We start from the raw sequence: 20,914 nt of genomic DNA on the forward strand, positions 1-20,914 counted from the left end.
CTATGAAGCGGTGCTGGATTGGGATTCGCAGTAGCGCTTAAACAGGCTTTTTATGAATCCTATGCTCCATGGCAAATCCGGCGGCGGTTTTGGCAATTGACGCGGACGCGGAGTTCGCAAATAAAGTGCTTCCAAACTACCTGTGAAGCGGTGTATGATGGGTACAAGCGGGAACAAGGAGGAGACGTGAGTGTTGGATAAAGGAGACTATTCGTTCTCAACATGCTGGAATATTAAGCGGCATACGACGGGACGCAGTATGATTGAGGAAATCAAGGAGCTGGGCTTTCGTTATGTGGAGCTTAATTATAATGTGACCGATGCGTTTATGGAAACGATTGAGCCGATGATCGAGCAGGGGGAGATCGGCGTGTCCAGTGTACACAACGTGTTTCCGTTTATTGCGGATAAGGATTACGATACCGATTCGGTTATGCTCGGCTTTGATGATGAGGCCAAGCGCCGCCGTTCCGTCGAGCTGCTCATCCGTTCCATGGAATACGCGCACCGGTACGGAGCGAAAGCGGTGGTTGTTCATCCCGGGGAGGTCCCGTTCGATTACAATATTGACTCGGACCTGAAGAAGCTGTACCGTGAGTTTGGCAAGGATTCACCGGAATACCGCAAGCTGTGGCAGGAGATGTCCGAACGGAGGGAGCGGTTAAGCCCGCTGTACGCAGGACGTATCCGGGACAGTCTGGAGCAGGCGTGCGAGGCTGCGGCGAAGAAGGGCTGGAATGTGGCGCTTGGCATTGAGACGCGATCCCGCTGCTACCAGATGCCATCGCTGATGGAGGCCAAGTCGATATGTGAAGGCTTAAAGGGAGCGCCGGTGTATCTGTGGTATGATATCGGTCATGCAATGATGATGGATAGGATGGGATTGTACGATAATTTGGCCGAATTGCGCGAGGTTAAGCGCTTAATCTATGGCGTGCACATCCATGAAACGCTGGAGCTGTCGGATCATTGGTGCCCGTATGTGCACAGCAAGGACTTGTCCTACTTCGATCATTTCCTGGAAGCGATTGATTATGCCCAGGTGAAGGTGTATGAGCTGAAGGCTGCCTGCCAGCCGGATGAAATTCATGAAAGCCATAACCTCATTACGGGGAAAATCAAGGCCATGAAAGGGTGAGCATGATGAATCGGGACGTGCTTGTTCAGCCGCTTGCGGATGCGGACCGGGAGCTGGCTGAGGCTGTTGCGCCGGTGCTTTGCTTTGACCGGGCGGAGCCGTTCTATCCGGTCCGGGTCGGTGTAACGGTGCTGCGGGAGGCGGGCCCGTCCCCTTCCTTCCGGCGATCGTTTGCTTTTCATGATTCGCAGCTGGCTGCGATTGTGGAGTATGCAATTTATTGGGATTATGATATTCAGCATTTGTATGAGCTGGAGCACGTCTGGGTGTATGTCGGCCGGGACGGGCAGGTGCTGGATTGTGAAGCCAGCTTCCACGGCAAATTCCTGAGAGGGCTTTGGCAGGATCGCCGCAATCTGGTTGAGAACCGCCATGTCCGGCTGTATTCCCAGCCGGGCAAGCATGCGTTTTTGCCGGATCCCGGGCTGTTCGAGCTGGTGCCCGGTTTTTTGGAAGCGTGCGGGGTGAATGCGGGGCTTGACGGTGTTACCGTGCCGGCAATGATCCAAGACCGGGTCAAGGTTGGTGACAGCGATCACCGTCTGGTTCGCAGCTATTTGCAGACGCTGGCCTTTGAGCCGGCTATGGTTTTCGAGGAATACCGGATTCCGCAGGAGCTGCTGGTTTCTTGGCCGGCGCTGCTGGCTGAAATTCCGGAACGGCTGGAGGCCGAATTAGAGAAGCTGCGCAAACAGGACAGCATGGGAGACAAGGAGTGAGGGGCATGGACGCAATTTACGCGAGGCTGGTCCAGCTTAATGATGAATGGACAGAACAATTTCTGGAGAAGCAGGTAAACGACCCGGCGTCCAAATATAACGGGGGAATTATGGATGCTACAGGCATCCCTCGCCCGAATCATGGGGGAACCCCGAGTGTCATGGCTGTGTGGGCATGCGCTCTGGCGGGCCCGGATTCCCGGTATTACCGCGACGGGAAGCTGCTGCAGGCGCTGGATAAGGCGGCTGATTTTATTTTGAACCGGCAGCATGCGGATGGAACCGTGTCGCTGGGGTCCACCAATTTCAATTCCCCGCCGGATACAGCTTTTGTCGTTGGCGGCTTGACCCAGGTGTACCGGCTGCTGGAGGGCATGGACCGGGAAAACATAAAGCCAGTAGCAGCAAAGCTGAGGCTGTTCCTGGAGCGTACTATTCCGGCTATGCTGACCGGCGGCTGCCATACGCCGAACCACCGCTGGGTCATTACGGCGGCACTGGCGCTGTTATATGAGATTTTTGGTCTGCCTGCGCTTGTGGAGCGTGCGGAGGAATGGCTGGCGGAAGGCATGGATATTACAGCAGACGGAGAATGGACAGAGCGCAGCAACGGCATCTACAACGCCGTAAGCGATATCGCTCTTTATTTTACGGCCCGTATTTTCGGCAAGCCGGAGCTGCTGGATACCGTACGGCGCAATCTGAAGATGATGGCATATTTGGTTCATCCATCCGGCGAGGTTGTGACCGATTATTCGGGACGCCAGGATTTCGGTCAGATGTCCAGCCTGGCCAATTATTTATACGTGTACCGGCTGATGGCCGCTTATGACCGTGATCCGCAGTTCGCCGCCCTGTCCGACTATGCCGGATCGTTCGTGACGCATCCTGAGGCGGTCAACAATAACGCGCTGCTCGGGTTTTTACTGTATCCGGAAATGGAGATTTCCGATGTTCCGCGGGAAGCCTTGCCCAAACGGTACAACAAGACGCTGAATCTGGATTACCCGATCGACAGCAATTTGTTGCAGGCGAAGCAGGCCGGGCACCATATGCAGATTGAGCACAGCAGCATGCATGTGGCCTTCGGAGCGCCGGTTATACGTATTCGCGAGGAGCAGACGAGCGTAACGGTGATGAGCAGAACGCCGTCGTTCTTTTCGCTGCGGCACGGCAAGGTCCGTTTGCTAGGAGTGAAGCTGACGTCGGCCTTTTCCCCCGGCGTGGTCAAGTTTGATCAGCTGACTGTGCAGGACGACCAGTATGAATTCAGCACCTGCCTGCAAAAGGGCTATAACGGCCCTATTCCGCGCGCGCACTTGCCGGAGCATGTAACGGGCGGAGCGGACATCAGCCCATGGTACTTGCTGCCGCATCAGCATCGGTCGAAGACACATGTTCAGACTCATGAGCTGAACGCTGTAGTGACTCAAGAAGAAGACGGCTGGTCGATCCGCATCCGTTCGGATGAGCGGGAGGATGTATGCGCTCAGCTTACATTTATTTTGGGGTCGGAGGGCCAATTGACCGGAGACGACGTGCAGGCTGCCGGTGAAGATAAGTATTTCTTGAAGAGCGGCAGCGCTGTTTATTCAGTCGGGGACGATGCCATTGAAATCGGCTCCGGGGCCTGGGACCATCATATTCCCGTGCTGCGCGAGGATCATCATGCCGCAGGCTGCATCTATGTACATGTGAATCTGGTTACTCCGTTTGACCATACCTTTACAATCACGCTGAAGTAACCGGAGGCAGCATGGCGATGATGTAATCAAGGCGCTGGGAGCGAAACCAATCCTTTACAGGGAAACAGCGCAGCAAGTCTTTTAGATCATAAAGCATCAAGCCTTCTCATGACGGCTGAACGGCAAGCAGCGGTTTTTCCTTTTGCGGTAGCATCCTCACCGCAACGGAAAAACCGCTGTTTTTTCACTGAGCTTAATTCAATTAGGTACAGAGTGCGACCTGTTCTGGAGAAGCGAAGCATTCGCCTTTGTTTCCGGGTTTCACCCTGGGAGGAGGTGTTTACAGAAATCTGAAACCGGCAGCGATTGTTCGGAAAATCAGGTCGCACGGCGCCCTTTTCTGAGAAGTATCGCTCAACTTCTAATAGCTATACAATCAGGTAAGCTCGGCATGCGGTGACGGGTACAAGAAGGAAGCTGCGGCAGCCGGCAGAGGATATTAACGCGGTTGAATCGTCGGGTAGTCATACACGATTGGCTCGTCAAAGGTGACGTAATCGAGATTGACCATCAGCAGCAAGTAGCGCATGCCTGTTTTGGGATCGCTGATGATGATGTGATCGCGTCCGGCCGCCTCGATAATGCCGCGGAAAATTTTGGCGTTCCACTCGGAGTTATTTTCATAGGTCATATAAAAGGTGCCCAGCTTGCCGCGGTTCAGACGTAAAATATTTTCAATGTACGATTGCTCCAGAGGCAGCTGGCCGGAAACGGAAGGCGCAGGCGCGGACATGGCCGTAGGCATCATCGGCGAACTCATTTGCTGTACGGTAGGCATCGTGGACGCGGGCATTCCGGGCATCATCGGCATTCCGGGCATCATCGGCATTCCGCTGCCCATTGGCATTCCGGTTCCCATCGGCATCCCGGTTCCCATTGGCATTCCGCTGCCCATCGGCATACCTGACGGAACGGAGGTTCCGGCCGGCAAGGTGGCGCTTCCCGGCATGCTGTATGGCATAGGTGTGTTCATTCCCGGTCTGAAGTTAGATGCTAACATAAGTATAGTTCCTCCTAATGAACGTGCCCTATAAGGCATCGTTGTTTTATTTCTGAATAAGCACGCTGATGTAAGCGCCTATTGCCTATTCGACTGATGAGCAGGCATAATCTGTTCACAGGACGGCATGGAGATATCGGACTCCCGTATGTCCATCGGTACGCTGATACAGCTGGGCCGCTTGGTATAAAGCGGGTGGCCGGTCAGAAAAATGAGAGCGAAGGGGGCCGGGTGAATCCGGTGCACGTGAAGGACTCTGCGGGGGCCAGGGGGACATTTCTGATCATGCGACCGTTGATAGAAGCCGCCTTGGGTCATAGCCTCGAAGCCGCCGGGGTTCTGATAGCCCCTGTCGTCAATGCTGCGGATATTACTGATATCGAGACAGTCCGCCCGCATGAGCCGGCCCAAGGTCCGGGTGTGCTCCTCACGCGCCTGAATGACACTCATGGTTGAACAGCCTCACTTCCTTTCCGCCGTTATTCCGGCCTGTTTATAGAGCCCTGCCGTTCAGGCCGCTTCATGATGCTTGCGCTGTGCCTTTATACGCCAAACGATCCGCCCAGCACTGCTATCGGTGCAATAGGCATTGACCCAGTAGGCGAACTCACTATACATCTTATTATGGGCACTTGTCTTTAGTTCCCGATGGCGTATCTTTTTTTAACAAATTTTTTGCAGGCCCATGCAAAAATCCCCCGGTCAAGCCCGAGGCCTGCTTTCAGGATCGTCCTTGGCGGGGGAGGCGTTAAACCGTCAGATGGCGGCGCACCTGCTCCTCGCTCAGCTCGGAGGAGCTGCCTTCGGCCGCAATCGTGCCGCGATCCAGCACGTAGTAGTAGTCGGCGATGCGTGTGGCGAATTCAAGGCTCTGCTCGACCAGAAGCACGGCGATTTCCCGGTTGCTCTTGATGTTCTCAATAATGCTTTCAATTAACTGCACAATAGACGGCTGAATGCCCTCCATCGGCTCATCCAGCAGAAGCACCCTAGGCTCGGACATAAGCGCCCGGGCGATGGCAAGCTGCTGCTGCTGGCCTCCGCTCAAATCGCCCCCCTTGCGGTGGAGCATTTCCTTGAGCACCGGGAACATGTCGTAGATCGACGCCGGAATGGCGGGTTTGCGCAGCAGTCCGGCCTCATAGCCAAGCAGCAGGTTCTCTTCCACAGTCAGCTGGGCAAAAATATCCCGCCCCTGCGGCACATATCCGATTCCGGCCTTGGCCCGTTTGTCCGGCGGAAGGGGCGTTATGTCGCGCTCGCCAAAACGGATTTCTCCCTTTTTCGGCTTTAGCAGCCCCATAATCGTTTTCATCAGCGTCGTTTTGCCGACCCCGTTGCGGCCCATCAGGCAAACAACCTGGCCCGGCTCCAGCCGCACGTTCACATTTCGCAGGATCATGCTTTCTCCGTAACCGACTTCAAGCTGCTTGATGTTAAGCACTGCGCTCCACCCGCCTTCCGAGATACACTTCCGCTACGCGGTCATCCTGCTGGATTTCGTCCATTGTCCCCTCCCGCAGCACGCTGCCTTCATGCAGGACTGTCACCTTGCGGGCAAATTGGCGGACGAATTCCATATCATGCTCCACCACAATAATGGACTGCTTGGCGGCGATTTCATGGAGCAGCTCGCCGGTTTTTTCCGTTTCCCTGTCGGTCATCCCGGCCGCCGGCTCATCGAGGAGCAGCAGCTCCGGCTCCTGCATCAGCAGCATGCCGATTTCGAGCCACTGCTTCTCCCCGTGGGAAAGCGAGCCTGCAGGAAGCGCGGCTTTGCCGTCCAGGCCAATCATTGCCAGTCGTTCGGCAATCCGGTCGGCTTGCTCGCCGGTAAGCTTCGCGGTCAGCGTCGCCCACAAGCCGCGGGGCTGCTTCATGGACAGCTCCATATTCTCAAGCACCGTAAGCTGGGCAAAAATCGAAGGGGCCTGGAATTTGCGGCCAATTCCAAGCTGGGCGATTTGATGCTCCTGCTGCCGGGACAGATCAATATGCCGCCGGAACAGGATGGTGCCCTTGGACGGCTTCACTTTGCCGCAGATAACATCCAGCAGGGTTGTTTTGCCTGCGCCGTTGGGCCCGATCAGAAACCGCAGCTCGCCCTTGTCGAGTGAAAAGTTCAGCTTCTGAATCGCCTTGAAGCCGTCGAAGCTGACCTCAAGCTGATCGCTTGCCAGCAGCTTGCCTTCCGCTGCGGCTGCAGTATGGCCTTCGGCGGGATGGGGGGCTGTGCTATTCATGGTTGATTCCTCCTTAAATAGTCGGCCGGATGTCCGGCGGTCGGGTGATGATCAATGGCAAGGCGATGTAAAACGAGTAATCTATGGCTAGAAATCCGGTGAAAAAAGTCAACTGTTTGTGGTCAGAGTGGGGCTCCACTCGCCGTTCGCAGCCTGACTTTTTTCCATTTTAAGCCTCAAGTTGCGGCACTGCGTGGCGGTCGGTCGATCGAACCCCACTCATCGCAAAAGATCCTTCTGCAAGGGCAATGGCTTGCGCTGTTCCACTTCATCCCGCACTCCGGCTATGTTTGTCACTTGTCACGATACGTCCAAGACCATCTTACTTTGCTGCGGCCTGGCTAGGCTCCGCGCCGGAGGCTTCGGCATGCTGGCGGCCGCCGGTCCGGCCAAGCCTTGCAAAAAAATGCTGCACGGTTCCGACAATGCCCTTGGGAAGAAACAGCACGACCAGAATAAACAGCCCGCCCAGAAAATACAGCCAATACTCGGGGAAGGTTTCGCTGAACGTCGTTTTGGCCGTATTGGTTACAACCGCACCCAAGACGGCGCCGCTAAGCGTGCCGCGTCCGCCGATGGCGACCCACAGCACCATTTCGATGGAAGGGATGATGCCCATTTGCGCGGGGGAGATTAGCCCCTCCTGCAGAACGAAGAAAATCCCGGCAAGTCCGGCGAGCCCGGCCGATAAAGCGTAAATAAACACCTTGTAAACGACGGGATTGTAGCCGATGAAGCGCACCCGGTTCTCCCCGTCCCGAATCGCGATCAGCAGCTTGCCGGTCCGGCCGTTCAGCATCCAGCGGCAGAGCAGGAACACGGCGATCAGCACGGCGCTGGTGACATAATACAAGGCCAGCTTAGTATCCGGGCTGCTCAAATCGAAGCCCAAAAATGTGCTGAAATTGGTCAGCCCGTTCGTCCCGCCGGTGAATCCCTGCTGCCCGACGAACAGGGTGACCGTAATGATGACCAGAGCCTGCGACAGGATGGAGAAGAACGACCCCTTAATCCGGTTGCGGAACGTTAAATACCCGAGTATGCCTGCGGCCACCATGGGCAGCACGATGGCCATGGCGATAGCGAACCCGGCGGAAGAGAACGGTGCCCAGAAGGCGGGAAGCTTCTTCACGCCGCTCCATGACATGAAGTCGGGCAGCGCGCCGCCTGCGGATACAAGCTTCAGGTGCATCGCCATGCAGTACGCGCCCAGGCCGAAGAATACACCATGGCCCAAGCTCAGAATGCCGGTATAGCCCCAAATTAAATCAATGCCAATGGCAAGTATCGCATAAGCCAGAAATTTGCCCAGCAGCGACAGCCGGAAATCCGATAACAGCCAGGGCGCGGCCAGCAGCAGCGCTACCGCCAGTCCGCCCAGCAGCAGCTTTATTCTTGGGGAAGCAGCTATCACAGGAAACCTCTCCTCTCAGGGGCGTTAAGTTAGTCCAGGCTGCGCGAGCGGACGGTGACGAAGCCGGAGGGCCTCCATTGCAGGAACGCTATGATGAGCGTGAATACAAGCACTTTTCCGATGGTTGCGCTGGTCCCGTATTCCAGCATCGTATTGAATATCCCGATGCCAAGGGCTCCGGCAACGGTCCCGATCAGCTTGCCGATTCCCCCGAGCACGACGACCATAAAGGCATCCACAATGTAATTCGTGCCGATAGAAGGGCCGATCGGGCCGATGAGGGTGAGGGCGCATCCTGCAATACCGGCGACGCCGGAGCCAAAGGCAAACGACTGGGCGTCAACCCGGCGGGTGGAGATGCCCAGGCAGGAGGCCATTGCCCGGTTTTGCATAACCGCCCGCATTCGCCGCCCGCCCGCGCTGCGGTACATGTACCAATAAATGACGATTACGCATAGCGTCACCAGTCCGATAATGAACAGGCGCTTATAAGGCAGCGTCAATTCGCTTGTCAGTGCGAGGCCGCCCTCCAGCCATTCCGGCGATTTGACCGCAACGTTGGGCGCGCCGAAAATCGTGCGTGCCAGCTGCTGGAGCACGAGGCTGACTCCCCAGGTGGCGATTAGGCTGTCTAGCGGCCGTCCGTACAAATACCGGATCAGCAAGGTTTCCAGCAGCCAGCCGAGTACAAAGGCCATAGCAAAGGCGACGGGCAGGGAAACGATGAAATACAAGCCGAAATAGGCGGGGGGAATCATGGATTGGAAAAATTGCTGGGTCATGTACGCCATGTAGGCGCCGACCATAATAAATTCGCCGTGGGCCATGTTAATCACATTCATAAGACCGAATGTAATCGCAAGCCCAAGGGCAATCAGAAGCAGAATCGAGCTTAGACTGAGGCCGTTAAACAGCTGCAGCAGAAGGATACTCAAGGCGCCTCACCTCTTTCTTTGCGCGTGAATGGGGGACTGTCCGGGATACAAGTCAGGACTGCCATAGCGGCAGCCCTGAATGGTGGTGCGGATAAAGCGGATCATGACGATTGCGGTGAAGGAGGCTTATTTGGCTTGAACCGCCGCGCCCCACGGATACGTCTTCAGGAACGGATCGGGCTTCACCGGCTGGCCGGAGTTCCACACTTCTTTGAACTGGCCGTCCTTCATGACCTCGCCGATACGGACGGTTTTGTAGGTGTGCTGATTTTCGCCGTCGATGGTCACTTTACCGCCCGGAGCGTTGAATTCGAGCCCTTTGGCGGCGGCCTTGACCTTCTCCACCTCGAAGGAGCCCGCTTTTTTCACGGCTTCAGCCCACAGGTACACGCCGAAGTAGCCGGCTTCGATCGGGTCATCGGTTACTTTGTCCGCGCCGTATTTGGCCTTATAGGCGGCCACGAATTTTTTGTTCTCCGGTGTATCGGTCGTCTGGTAGTAGTTCCAGGCTGCATAGTGGCCTTCCAGGATGTCGGCGCCGATGCTGCGGATTTCCTCCTCAGCAATACTGACGGACAAGGTGGTCAGGTCTTTGGGTCCGATGCCCGCATCCTTTAGCTGCTTGAAGAAGGCTACATTGCTGTCCCCGTTCAGCGTGTTAAAAATAACGTCCGGTTTGTCTTTTTTGATTTTGGCGATGATTGTATTGTAGTCCGTATGCCCCAGCGGGGTGTATTCTTCAGCAACGAGGTTGCCGCCTTCAGCCTTCAGCTGCTCTTTAATAATTTTGTTTGCGGTGCGGGGGAAGACGTAGTCGGAACCAAGGAGGAAGAACTTCTTGCCTTTGTTCTGCAGAAGCCAGGTGACAGCGGGTACGATTTGCTGGTTCGTCGTTGCTCCGGTGTAGAAGATGTTAGGCGAAGATTCAAGTCCTTCGTACTGAACCGGGTAGAAGAACAAGCCTTTGTTTTGCTCCACAACCGGCAGGACGGCCTTGCGGCTGGAGGAGGTCCATCCGCCGAAAATAACGGCCGCGTTGTCTTTTTGCAGCAGCTTCTTGGTCTTCTCGGCAAAGGTTGGCCAGTCGGAGGCGCCGTCTTCAACGATAGGCTTCAGCTTCTTCCCGAGCACACCGCCGGCGGCATTGATTTCATCAATCGCCATGATAGTGGCGTTTTTGACCGAAACCTCCGAGATGGACATTGTGCCGGTCAGAGAATGCAGCACGCCGACCGGAATTTCATCCCCGCCGCCTGCGGCAGGTGTGGATTCGGCTTTGCCGCCTGCAGGTGCTGCGGCAGGAGCCGCTGTCTCTTTAGCGCATGCAGCGAGCAGCATGGACAGCGCCAGCAGCAGCGAGAGGCCCCAAACGAATTTTTTTCTTACCAGCATCATTTCTCTCCACTCCCCATTCTATTTTTTACGTGATACCCGCTATCATCAGGAGTGAAATGTAATCTGCCGGGGTACAGCAATTATGTTATAGGAATGTAAAATACACGTCAATATAAATGACGTAACTTCCTGGAAAACGACAAATAAAGACAAAATCATCGTGATTAGCTGGTTTTTAAGTTATATTTATGTTAACTATTTGGTTTTAGTGGGGGTAAAAGGATGCGAATGCGAACTTTTGTTCTAAATACAGCGTAGTTATTTAGGATTGTTCGGGTTATGTTTTATTACATTAATGACTATTTTTATTTACATGCATAGCCAGAATCGAATATAATTGACCTGAACAGATGGAAATATTCGGATTTAGAGGGGTATGGAGGTGCAAAGGTGCATTTTACGGAAAGAGAAAAAGAAAGGCTGTTCATTACCGTCGCCGCTGATTTAGCCCGCCGCCGTTTGGCCCGCGGCTTGAAGCTGAATGTTCCGGAAACGATGGCTTTACTGACTTCGGAAATTTTGGAAGGCGCCCGGGATGGCAGGACGGTGGCTCAGTTGATGGAGGAAGGAGCCAATCTGATCTGCGCGGATCAAGTGATGGAGGGGGTTGCGGCCATCGTGCAGGAGGTTCAGGTGGAGGCGACATTCCCGGACGGAACGAAGCTGGTCACCATTCATCAGCCGATTCGCGGTTGATATTCGAGGAGGGAGTCAAGTGATTCCAGGAGAATACCGTGTAGGAAAAGGTGACATCACGCTCAACAAGGGGCGCAGGACTCTGGAGCTGATTGTCGTGAACACCGGGGATCGTCCGGTGCAGGTGGGCTCGCATTATCATTTCTTCGAGGTCAACCTGGCTCTCCGTTTTGATCGGGAGAAGGCGTTCGGCATGCGGCTGGATATTCCGGCCGGTACGGCGGTCCGCTTTGAGCCGGGGGAGGAAAAACCGGTACAGCTCGTAGAGCTGGGCGGTGCCAAGCTGTCCTACGGGCTCCATGCCTTGAGCCAGGGCTTGGCGATACAGGGTACGCTTCCGGAGGAAGCGGCGGCACGTCTGAAGCAATGGGAGGGGCGCAGATCATGAGCACCATGTCGCGCAAAGCGTATGCTTCCATGTTCGGTCCGACGGCAGGCGATGCGGTCCGGCTTGCCGACACGGATTTGTGGGCCCGGATCGAGCAGGATTACACGGTGTACGGCGATGAAAGCAAGTTCGGCGGCGGCAAGGTCATCCGCGATGGAATGGGCCAGTCGAGCCGCAGCACACGGTCTGAGGGAGTGCTGGATACCGTCATTACCAACGTTGTCATTGTTGATCACTGGGGCATTGTGAAGGCCGATGTCGGCATCCGGGACGGGGTTATTGTCGGAATCGGCAAGTCTGGCAATCCTGACATCATGGACGGCGTCTCCCCGGATCTTGTGATCGGCGCCAGCACGGAGGTTATTGCAGGGGAAGGCAAAATGCTCACGGCGGGGGGCATCGATACGCACATTCACTTTATTTGCCCCCAGCAAATCGAAACGGCGCTTGCCTCCGGCATCACAACGATGATCGGCGGAGGGACGGGGCCGGCTACCGGCACGAATGCGACGACCTGCACGCCCGGCGCGTGGCATATTCACCGGATGCTGGAGGCGGCGGAGGCTTTTCCGATGAATTTGGGCTTCCTGGGCAAAGGCAATGCCGCCTTCCCGGCTCCGCTTGCCGAGCAAATCGAGGCCGGAGCGATCGGTCTCAAGCTGCATGAAGACTGGGGGACGACGCCTGCGGCGATTGATACCTGCCTGAGTGTTGCCGATCAGTATGACGTGCAGGTCGCGATTCATACGGATACGCTGAACGAAGCGGGCTTTTTGGAGGACACGCTGGAGGCCATCGGAGGCCGGACAATTCATACGTATCATACGGAAGGAGCCGGGGGCGGACATGCGCCGGATATTATCCGGGCAGCCGGGCAGCTTCATATTTTGCCATCCTCAACGAATCCGACACGTCCCTTTACCATTAATACAATTGAAGAGCATCTGGACATGCTGATGGTATGCCACCATCTGGACAGCCAAATTCCCGAGGACGTCGCCTTCGCCGATTCCCGGATTCGGCCGGAAACGATAGCGGCGGAAGATATTTTGCATGATATGGGGGTATTCAGTATTATCAGTTCCGATTCGCAGGCGATGGGCCGGGTCGGGGAGGTTATTATCCGCACCTGGCAGACAGCTGACAAAATGAAGAGCCAGCGCGGGCCGCTTGCGCCTGACGATGCCGAAGCGGATAACTTCCGGATTAAACGCTATGTGGCCAAATTTACGATTAACCCCGCCATCACGCATGGCATCTCGCATCTGGTCGGTTCGGTCGAGGCGGGCAAGCTGGCCGATTTGGTGCTGTGGAGCCCGGCCTATTTCGGGGTGAAGCCTGAGCTCGTATTGAAGGGCGGGATGATCGCCTACGCCCAGATGGGGGACCCGAATGCCTCTATACCGACGCCGCAGCCGGTATGGGGCCGGCCGATGTTCGGCGCGTTCGGCAAGGCGCTGCGCAGAACGTGCGTGACCTTTGTCTCCCAGGCGGCCTATGACCATGGGGTTCACGAGGAGCTGGGGCTGGAGAAGCGGGTGGAGCCGGTCCGGAACTGTCGAAGCATCAGCAAAAAGGACATGGTGCACAACGGGGAGACGCCGCACATTGAAGTGGATCCGGAGACATATGAGGTGAAGGTGGACGGCCAGCTCGTGACGTGCGAGCCAGCGCATAAGCTGCCGATGGCGCAGCTGTACTTCATGTTCTAGCGCAAGCTCCGAGGCATAGCGGTCCGGATGAGGTTGTCCCTGCTCCGCGCAGCCTTGAAAAACGCACGGCACAGAGCAGCCCTGCCCCTTGAACGAGGAGCATAGCATGTCAAATCAGCAAACAAAAAGAGCGGAGAGGGGGAGAGCATATCCATGTCATCTGAACGGACAACAGCCTGGCTGGCGTACACCCAGCTTCTTGATTCCGCGCTTCCAATCGGGGCGTTCTCGCATTCATTCGGGCTGGAAACGATGGTGCAGCTTGGCGAGATTCAGACAGTCGATGAATTGAAACGGTACTTGGCGGCGATGCTGGTGTGGAACTGGGCCCCGGCCGATGGCATGGGGATCAAAGCCGTATACACCTATGCGCCGGAAGCGCGCTGGGAAGAGCTGTGGCGCACGGATCAGCGGCTGCATGCCCAGCGTCTGGCGAGCGAGACAAGAGACGGTGTGCAAAAAATGGGCCGCAGGCTGCTGCTGCTGTGCCAGAACATGCATCCGCAGCTGATGTGGCAGCCGCTTGAACAGGCTGTCCGCCAGCGTCACACGGCAGGGACTCATGCTGTAGTCCACGGCTGGACATGCTGGCAGTTCGGCCTGCCGCTGGAGATGGCGGCGGAAGGTTATTTGTATACTTGTCTGACAACGTCGGTAGGGAGCGCGCTGCGCTTGATGTCGATGGGGCAAACGGAAGGCCAGGCGCTTATTGTGGCGATGCTTCCCTTCGTTCAGGAGGCTTGGCGGCGGGCGGCGGACGGGGACCCGGGAGCGCCGAGGAGCACGGCCCTGGGATCGGAGATTTTTATGATGAAGCATGAGGAGCTGTACTCCCGGTTGTTTATGAGTTAAGTACAGAGAGACACTATATTAATGAAGCGTTTTTTTGAGGCCCGGGACAAACGGACAATCCTGCCTCAAACGAACCAAAATTGAAGGAGTGTGGAATGTATGTGCCAAGGGGCTGCAGGACATCATCATCACGAATGGGAGAGGCCGGCGATCAACCGGACGCGTCCGATGCGAATCGGTATCGGGGGGCCTGTCGGATCGGGGAAAACCGCGCTGGTCGAAAGACTGGCCCGCCAGCTTAACGGGAAGTACAGCATAGCTGTGATTACGAATGATATTTATACGAAAGAGGATGCCCGGATTCTGGTTCATTCTGAAGCGCTGCCGGAGGAGCGGATTATCGGAGTCGAGACCGGAGGCTGCCCGCATACGGCAATCCGTGAGGATGCTTCTATGAATTTCGAGGCTATTGAAGAGCTGGAGCAGCGCTTCGAGCATTTGGATATCATTTTTATCGAAAGCGGCGGAGACAACCTGGCGGCGGCGTTCAGCCCGGAGCTGGTGGACCTTTTTATCTATATTATCGATGTCGCGCAAGGGGAGAAAATTCCGCGCAAGGGCGGGCCGGGTATTATGCGCTCCGATATGCTTGTGATTAACAAAATTGATTTGGCGCCGTATGTGCGCGCGAATCTGGATGTTATGGAGGACGATACCCGGCGGATGCGGGGGGAACGCCCTTATGTCATGTCCAATTTGTTCACGGGCCAAGGGCTGGACCAAATTATCAGCTGGATCGAAGGCGAATTCAAGCATGCTTAGGGTGACGGGGCAGGTTGCGGCTTCCTTTGAGGGGCGGCAGTCCTACCCCTCGCAGGTCCGGGAGGCTTCCCCCGCCGCCTTATTGCCCAATTTGTCCGATAGCCCGCAAATGCGTACGCAAATGCGTACGAATCGACACACCGCTCCGCTCAAAATCGCCAAGACGTTCCCGATGGAGGACGGACAGCTTGCGGTTTATTTGATGGATTGCTCTCCGGGCATTATGGCTGGAGATCGGTATGAGCTGGAATGGCGGCTCGGGCAGGCGAGCCGGGTGCTCGTTACGAATCAGTCGTATACCAAGGTTCATCCCTGCCTTTCGGCTCCGGCTTCCCAGTGCCAGACGGTGGAGCTGGAGGAGGATGCGCTGCTGGAGCTGATGCCGGAGCCGGTGATGCTGTATACCGATGCGGATTTCAGTACGGAGCAGACAGTCAGGCTCTCGCCCGGATCGGTATACATACAGCGTGAAATCGTCTGCCCGGGCCGGAGCGAGCGGGGAGAGCTGTTCCGCTATCGGCGTTACGAGACGAAGCTGGAGGTTTTTTACGGGGATCGCCTGATCTATTACAGCGCCCAGCACTGGGAGCCCGGCCGTCAGCCGCTTGCTGCTCCCGGCATGCTGGGGAAGTATACCCATACGGGCCAGCTCCTGGTATTCTCCGACCGGGTGACCCCGGAACTGCTGCCGATGGTTCGCGGCGTGCTGGCCGGCTGGCCGCAGCTGCTGGCCGGCGTTAGTTTGACGGCGCAGCATGGCGTCACGGTTCAGGTGCTGGGACACCGCGCCTGGGAAATTGAACGTATGCTGGACGAAATCTGGACGAAGCTGCGTGTGGAATGGTTGAATCTCGCTGTGCCGCTCATTCGAAAATGAGCAGTGCGGCGGGATTTTTTGTTCAATCGCTCGAGTGGGAAAGCCGGAATACAAATTTATTATCATGAAGCTTTCGGCCGTATGCCCCGGCTGATTGTGCTGGAATGTGGTAAACTACAGGGATAATCTTTGTACAAGGAGTGTTGTCCATGCAATATCGTCAGTTAGGCGGCAGTGGTCTGCGTGTATCGTTACTGGGACTTGGGACGAATGCCTTCGGAAAACGGGCGGATGAGGCTGCTTCGGCACAAATCCTCCATTACGCTCTCGATCAGGGCGTGAATTTTATTGATACCGCGAATATATACGCCGGCTCCGAATCGGAGCGGATAATCGGCCGGGCGCTGGAGGGCAGGCGGCATGAAGCGGTGCTTGCGACAAAAGCGGGACTGCCGATGGGACAAGGCCCCAATGACCGTGGCTCATCGCGCTATCATTTGGAGCGGGAGCTGGAGAGCAGCTTGAGACGGCTGAAAACGGACTATGTGGATTTGTATCAAATTCATACGTTCGATCCGTATACACCGCTGGAAGAGACATTACGGACGCTGGACGATATGGTCAGAAGCGGCAAGGTGCGCTATATCGGAGCGTCCAATTATGCGGCCTGGGAGCTGATGAAGGCGCTGGGCACCAGCCAGGAGCTCGGGCTGAACCGATATGTTTCCACACAGGTCAGCTATTCGCTTGCCGACCGGACTCCGGAGCGGGAGCTGGTTCCGCTTTGCCTGGACCAAGGGGTCGGCATTATTCCTTATTTTCCGCTGGCCGGAGGAATATTGACCGGAAAGTACGCGGCTGTGGAATCGGCTCCACAGGGCTCCCGGGTGCAGACCGATCCGAGCTTCGGCGCGTTTCTGAACGAGGAGCGGGTCCGGCTTGGCGGCCAGGTACAAGAGCTGGCCCAGTCGCTTGCTTTAACGGCCGGATCGTTGTCGTTGTCTTGGCTGATGCACCAGCCGGCCGTGTCGACGGTCATTGTAGGCGCGACCCGGGCGGACCAGCTGAAGGAGAACCTCAGCAGCGTTTCCGTCCAACTGGGTGCCGACAGCTTGCAGCTGCTGGATCAGATCAGCGCAGGGACCCGCTACGGGTCGCCGTTCGGTTTTTACCGGTTACCGTAAGAGGAGGAGAGAGTCATAGCGACGATAGAGGATTTCACCAGGCTGGATCTGCGCATCGGGACGGTTATTCAGGCGGAGGCATTCCCGGAGGCTCGTGTGCCAGCTATCAAGCTGCACATGGATTTCGGTGATTTGGGCGTGAAGCGTTCAAGCGCGCAAATTACGAAACGGTATACTCCCGAGGCGCTGGTCGGCAAGCAGATCATCGCCGTCGTTAATTTTCCGCCCCGCCGTATTGCCGGCTTCCAATCGGAGGTGCTGGTGCTTGGCGCCGTGCCGAGCGAGGGCGATGTCATTTTGCTGGCGCCGCAGCAGGGGGTTCCGAACGGCACGCCGGTTGCCTGAGCAGCGGTGAAAAGCCATGATGGCCTGATGGTTGCCGCCAGAAATGGACGGCGAGTGCTGCCTTTCATATAAAAGCGGGAGATCGCTGCGGCGATCCGGGTTTACGATACGACGGGCTTGAACAAACTGATGTAGAGCGGAAAAAATATAAAACAAGCCGTTGCAGGGCTTGTTTTGGTGTCGATTTGTATTCGACAATATTATGAACGCTTCCGGGCCATTATTGTCAAATTCCCCCGCTCTTGTTATCATAGGGTTTGTATGTTCTCCGTCTGGCGAGGACAGGCTTTAAGCCTTGGAAGGGAGCAATTATAAAGATGAGTAAATCGATCATCATCGATGCTGCTGACAATCATGCCGCAAGCCATGACGCGGAGGCGGGGGAAGAACGGATGAATGAAGCTGCAGCGGCTCAACCGATATGGCGCGATTTTGTGCAGCTGGCGAAGCCGGGAATTTTGTTTTCAAATTCCATTACAGCGTTTGGCGGCTTCTGGGTAGCCTCGAAAGGGGATGTCAGCTGGGTTCAACTCTTATATATGTTAATTGGAACCGCTCTGGTTATGGCGTCGGGCTGTGTTCTGAACAACTATCTGGATCGGGACTTTGATATGAAAATGGCCCGCACCCAGGAACGCGCGTTGCCGTCCGGCCGCCTGCCGTCCGGTCTGGTGCTGGGGTACGGCATCCTGCTTGGCGTTGTCGGGTTGTCGGTGCTCTGTTTTCTGTTGGGCAGTCCGCTGGCGGCGCTGCTTGGCGTTGTCGGGCTGTTCGTATACGTGTGGGTGTATACGGCTTGGCTGAAGCGCACTTCTACGTTCAGCACCTCGATCGGAGCAATTGCCGGAGCGGTTCCGCCGGTTATCGGCTACTGTGCGGTCACGCAAACCCTGGATGCGGGCGCGCTGATATTGTTCCTCATCATGTTCCTGTGGCAGCCGCCGCACTTCTGGGCACTGGCCATCCGCCGCAAGGAGGAATATGCTGCGGCCGGATTTCCGCTGCTGCCGGTTGTGAAGGGGAATTTCGAAACAAAGCTGCACATGATCCGGTATACGGTTATGCTGGTTCCTGTATCCCTGATGCTGTATTTGTACAATTATGTCGGCTTGATTTATTTGGCGGTTGCTACCGTGCTCGGCATGACCTGGGTTGTTATGTCCTTTATGGGCTTCAAAACGAAGGACGATGTGACCTGGGCCAAGAAAAACTTTGTTTTTTCGATCAATTACTTAACCATCTTGTTTATTGTGATGGTCATTGATACGGTAACGACATAAATAATATGCGCGAACGAATGTCCCATGGAGCCCATGGGACTTGCTTTACGCATGGGAGGAATTAGCGATGAGTGAGGGAAATCAGATGAATCAGGCTGGAGCGGCGGGACCCGTCGGACCGGCTGGCGGCAAGCCTAATCGCGGCTTTATCGCCATCACCGCGGTCATCAGTCTGCTGCTTGTAGGCGCAATTGTATATTACATGAGCAGCCAAGGGGAGCAGCTGAAGGTCATCAAAGCGGCTGCGAACTTTACGCTTCCGAATATGGACGGGCAGCAGGTAAGCCTGCAGCAGAACGACGGCAAGGCACGGGTTGTCTACTTTTTCTACAGCTACTGTCCGGATGTATGCTTTCCGACAAACTACATTTTGTCCGATGTGCAGAAGGAACTGAGCTCCAAAGGCGTGCTCGGAACAGACGTCATGATGTATTCCATTTCATTTGACCCGCAGCGGGATACGCTGGAGCGGCTGCAGCAGTACAGCAAATCGCTGGAGGCTGACCCAAGCTCGTGGTACTTCCTGCGCAGCGATCCGAAGACGATTGTGGATTTGGCCAAGCAGTATGGGATTGCCGTGATCCAGGACGAGAAAGGAAACTTCGCTCATAACAATTATATCGCGCTTGTTGACCGTAAGGGCAACATCCGCAAGTATGTCGATGCCTCCCAAGCCGACGCTGACCCGAAGGACATTGCCAAAGCCCTAATGCAGCTGGTTAAAGAGAAATAAGACGACTATCAGGACACGAGTGGAGGCGCAGCGGTCATCATGGCATATTTTTTCCACATTTTGCTGAGTAATATCGTGCCGATTTCAATTATGCTCGGTGTAGGAGTAATCCTGCAGCGGGCCTTTAAGCTGGACATCAAAACGTTGTCCAAGCTTAATTTTTATTTGTTTTCTCCTGCTGTTATATTCACCAAGCTATACGAATCGACGCTATCCATGGCGGTGCTGTTCCAGGTGCTTCTGTTTTTTTTCCTATTCTTCGCCTTGCTTATTCTGGCCGTTCAAATCGTGATCTGGGTGCGGGGCTATAAGGGATCGATGGCCAGCGCGATGCGCAACAGCGTACTGTTCTACAATAGCGCCAACTATGCCATTCCGCTGAACCAGCTTGTGTTTAGCGGAGACCCGTTCACCCTGTCCGTACAAATCATTATCATGATGATGCAAAATATTATTCCGAATACGTATGGCGTGTACAGCGTTAATGCGCATAAGAATCAGTTGAAAAAGACGATGAAGACGATCTTCAGCCTGCCCGCCATTTATGCGATACCGCTTGCGTTCATTCTGCGCGGCTTTCACATTGAAGTGCCGGATCCCATTTATACGCCGATTGAATACGTGTCGAGCGGCTTTGTGGCCACGGCGCTCATTACGCTCGGCGTGCAGCTTGGCAGCATGAAGTGGGTCATTCAATTCTCGGATGTGCTCATTTCCAACTTCCTGCGGTTATGTATCGGGCCTGCGCTGGGCTTTGTCGTCATCTGGATGCTTGGCCTGCAGGGCGATATTGCCAAAGCGCTGTTCCTGTCCTGCGCAGTGCCGACATCGTTATCCAGTGTGCTGCTGGCCGTTGAATTCGATAACGAGCCGGAATTTGCCTCCCAAGCCGTCTTCTCCTCGACGATGCTCAGCATGTTTACGATGACGATTGTGATTTACCTGATGCAGTTCCTTCCGTAGGCAGCGGATCGGGATAGACGATATATTCATCGAGCCCGGCTTTTTCCAGCTGTTGAATCAGGTACTCTTCCGGAGTCCCCTCCACCCCTGCATACCCGCGGCGCGTGTACATTTGTACGGCGTCGGGAAATGCGTCGCGGAGGGCGGCTCTTATTTTTTTGCCTGAAGCGTCATTGTCCGTGAACAAGAAGACCTCCCGGTCCCCGATTTGTTTTTTTAACTGCTCCAGCTTAAGCGTATTCAATGTGCCAAAGGTGCATAGAATCTCCACTTCCTCCCCGGTTACGAGGCGCCGCAGGCGGCTGCGGTCATTTTTCCCTTCAACAATAATAACGATTGACATGTCCGTCTCCTCCTGTCTTGCGCGGCTTCATCCTCTAATGAAATGAAGAACGGCTGTTTTCTTACGGTCATCGTCCCGGTCCAGGCGCAAGGCCGTTCGGCCGTCGGGATAATCAAAGTATACCCGAACTTGCCATGCCGATGAACAACCCATTGGAAATTTAACCGATAAGGCGGATGGAAGCCGCCGTCCAGCATGGAATAGGAGAAAGACCCGCCCAAATCAAAAAGGAGGCCTGCGGCCCCCTCCA

The 20,914-nt window shown here is 55.6% G+C and carries 22 protein-coding genes; 14 read left to right on the top strand and 8 right to left on the bottom strand.

The features are described 5' to 3' along the window. Positions 1–190 precede the first annotated feature (190 nt). The 3 genes from WBG83_RS06780 to WBG83_RS06790 are packed head-to-tail and all read left to right on the top strand — an operon-like array spanning position 191 to position 3,602. Complete coding sequence (locus WBG83_RS06780; protein WP_336743821.1) at positions 191–1,138, top strand: sugar phosphate isomerase/epimerase family protein; 948 nt, start codon at positions 191–193, stop codon at positions 1,136–1,138. A gap of 2 nt (positions 1,139–1,140) precedes the next feature. Next, positions 1,141–1,857, top strand: a complete 717-nt coding sequence (locus tag WBG83_RS06785; RefSeq protein WP_336743823.1) for a hypothetical protein — start codon at positions 1,141–1,143, stop codon at positions 1,855–1,857. 5 nt (positions 1,858–1,862) lie between these two features. Then, complete coding sequence (locus tag WBG83_RS06790; RefSeq protein WP_336743825.1) at positions 1,863–3,602, top strand: hypothetical protein; 1,740 nt, start codon at positions 1,863–1,865, stop codon at positions 3,600–3,602. A 439-nt stretch (positions 3,603–4,041) separates the two neighbouring features. Here the strand turns inward: WBG83_RS06790 and gerQ are convergent, their stop codons facing one another. From gerQ to urtA, 7 genes are all read right to left on the bottom strand, one after another. Beyond that, a complete protein-coding gene (gene gerQ, locus WBG83_RS06795; RefSeq protein ID WP_442955804.1) occupies positions 4,042–4,461 on the bottom strand; it encodes a spore coat protein GerQ in 420 nt (139 codons plus the stop codon). Between the two features lie 219 nt (positions 4,462–4,680). Further along, positions 4,681–5,052, bottom strand: coding sequence for a hypothetical protein (locus WBG83_RS06800; protein WP_336743827.1), 372 nt, complete (start codon positions 5,050–5,052; stop codon positions 4,681–4,683). Positions 5,053–5,350: 298 nt separating this feature from the next. After that, positions 5,351–6,046 carry an urea ABC transporter ATP-binding subunit UrtE gene (gene urtE / locus WBG83_RS06805; protein ID WP_336743829.1) on the bottom strand — a complete coding sequence of 232 codons (696 nt, stop codon included), beginning with the start codon at positions 6,044–6,046 and terminating at the stop codon, positions 5,351–5,353. Beyond that, a complete protein-coding gene (gene urtD / locus WBG83_RS06810) occupies positions 6,039–6,845 on the bottom strand; it encodes an urea ABC transporter ATP-binding protein UrtD (protein ID WP_336743831.1) in 807 nt (268 codons plus the stop codon). Before urtD ends, urtE begins: the two co-directional genes overlap by 8 nt. 322 nt (positions 6,846–7,167) lie before the next feature. After that, positions 7,168–8,259 carry an urea ABC transporter permease subunit UrtC gene (gene urtC, locus WBG83_RS06815; RefSeq protein WP_442955802.1) on the bottom strand — a complete coding sequence of 364 codons (1,092 nt, stop codon included), beginning with the start codon at positions 8,257–8,259 and terminating at the stop codon, positions 7,168–7,170. A 29-nt stretch (positions 8,260–8,288) separates the two neighbouring features. Beyond that, on the bottom strand, positions 8,289–9,194 hold the full coding sequence (gene urtB, locus WBG83_RS06820; protein WP_336743832.1) for an urea ABC transporter permease subunit UrtB: 906 nt from the start codon (positions 9,192–9,194) through the stop codon (positions 8,289–8,291). A gap of 126 nt (positions 9,195–9,320) precedes the next feature. Continuing rightward, positions 9,321–10,589: an urea ABC transporter substrate-binding protein gene (gene urtA / locus WBG83_RS06825; RefSeq protein WP_442955803.1), complete on the bottom strand. Its 1,269-nt coding sequence runs from the start codon at positions 10,587–10,589 to the stop codon at positions 9,321–9,323. Positions 10,590–10,979: 390 nt separating this feature from the next. Between urtA and WBG83_RS06830 the strand changes: the two genes are divergently transcribed. The 11 genes from WBG83_RS06830 to WBG83_RS06880 all read left to right on the top strand — a co-directional run bounded on the left by WBG83_RS06830 (position 10,980) and on the right by WBG83_RS06880 (position 20,321). After that, on the top strand, positions 10,980–11,285 hold the full coding sequence (locus WBG83_RS06830; RefSeq protein ID WP_336743834.1) for an urease subunit gamma: 306 nt from the start codon (positions 10,980–10,982) through the stop codon (positions 11,283–11,285). 19 nt (positions 11,286–11,304) lie between these two features. Then, a complete protein-coding gene (gene ureB / locus WBG83_RS06835; RefSeq protein WP_336743836.1) occupies positions 11,305–11,673 on the top strand; it encodes an urease subunit beta in 369 nt (122 codons plus the stop codon). Continuing rightward, positions 11,670–13,385 (top strand): urease subunit alpha, encoded by a 1,716-nt coding sequence (gene ureC, locus WBG83_RS06840; RefSeq protein WP_336743837.1) that lies wholly within the window; start codon positions 11,670–11,672, stop codon positions 13,383–13,385. Before ureB ends, ureC begins: the two co-directional genes overlap by 4 nt. A gap of 153 nt (positions 13,386–13,538) precedes the next feature. Next, positions 13,539–14,237 carry an urease accessory protein UreF gene (locus WBG83_RS06845; protein ID WP_336743839.1) on the top strand — a complete coding sequence of 233 codons (699 nt, stop codon included), beginning with the start codon at positions 13,539–13,541 and terminating at the stop codon, positions 14,235–14,237. Positions 14,238–14,336: 99 nt separating this feature from the next. Continuing rightward, entirely contained in the window at positions 14,337–14,999 is a 663-nt protein-coding gene (gene ureG, locus WBG83_RS06850) for an urease accessory protein UreG (protein WP_336743841.1), read from the top strand. Continuing rightward, on the top strand, positions 14,992–15,876 hold the full coding sequence (locus tag WBG83_RS06855; protein ID WP_336743842.1) for an urease accessory protein UreD: 885 nt from the start codon (positions 14,992–14,994) through the stop codon (positions 15,874–15,876). The genes ureG and WBG83_RS06855 overlap by 8 nt, the downstream gene beginning before the upstream one ends. Positions 15,877–16,025: 149 nt before the next feature. Then, positions 16,026–17,000, top strand: a complete 975-nt coding sequence (locus WBG83_RS06860) for an aldo/keto reductase (protein WP_336743844.1) — start codon at positions 16,026–16,028, stop codon at positions 16,998–17,000. Between the two features lie 15 nt (positions 17,001–17,015). Next, the gene (csaA, locus tag WBG83_RS06865) at positions 17,016–17,345 is read left to right on the top strand and encodes a chaperone CsaA (protein WP_336743963.1); all 330 of its coding nucleotides are present in this window, start codon (positions 17,016–17,018) and stop codon (positions 17,343–17,345) included. Positions 17,346–17,662: 317 nt separating this feature from the next. Then, positions 17,663–18,625 carry a heme o synthase gene (gene cyoE / locus WBG83_RS06870; protein ID WP_336743846.1) on the top strand — a complete coding sequence of 321 codons (963 nt, stop codon included), beginning with the start codon at positions 17,663–17,665 and terminating at the stop codon, positions 18,623–18,625. A gap of 67 nt (positions 18,626–18,692) precedes the next feature. Then, positions 18,693–19,358, top strand: a complete 666-nt coding sequence (locus WBG83_RS06875; protein WP_336743848.1) for an SCO family protein — start codon at positions 18,693–18,695, stop codon at positions 19,356–19,358. Positions 19,359–19,397: 39 nt separating this feature from the next. After that, a complete protein-coding gene (locus tag WBG83_RS06880; protein ID WP_336743850.1) occupies positions 19,398–20,321 on the top strand; it encodes an AEC family transporter in 924 nt (307 codons plus the stop codon). Here the strand turns inward: WBG83_RS06880 and WBG83_RS06885 are convergent. Further along, on the bottom strand, positions 20,278–20,664 hold the full coding sequence (locus tag WBG83_RS06885; protein WP_336743852.1) for a toprim domain-containing protein: 387 nt from the start codon (positions 20,662–20,664) through the stop codon (positions 20,278–20,280). The two genes, WBG83_RS06880 and WBG83_RS06885, sit on opposite strands and share 44 nt — an antisense overlap. Positions 20,665–20,914 lie beyond the last annotated feature (250 nt).

The organism is Paenibacillus sp. y28 (assembly GCF_037137075.1).
Classification (GTDB): Bacteria; Bacillota; Bacilli; order Paenibacillales; family NBRC-103111; genus JBBBNV01.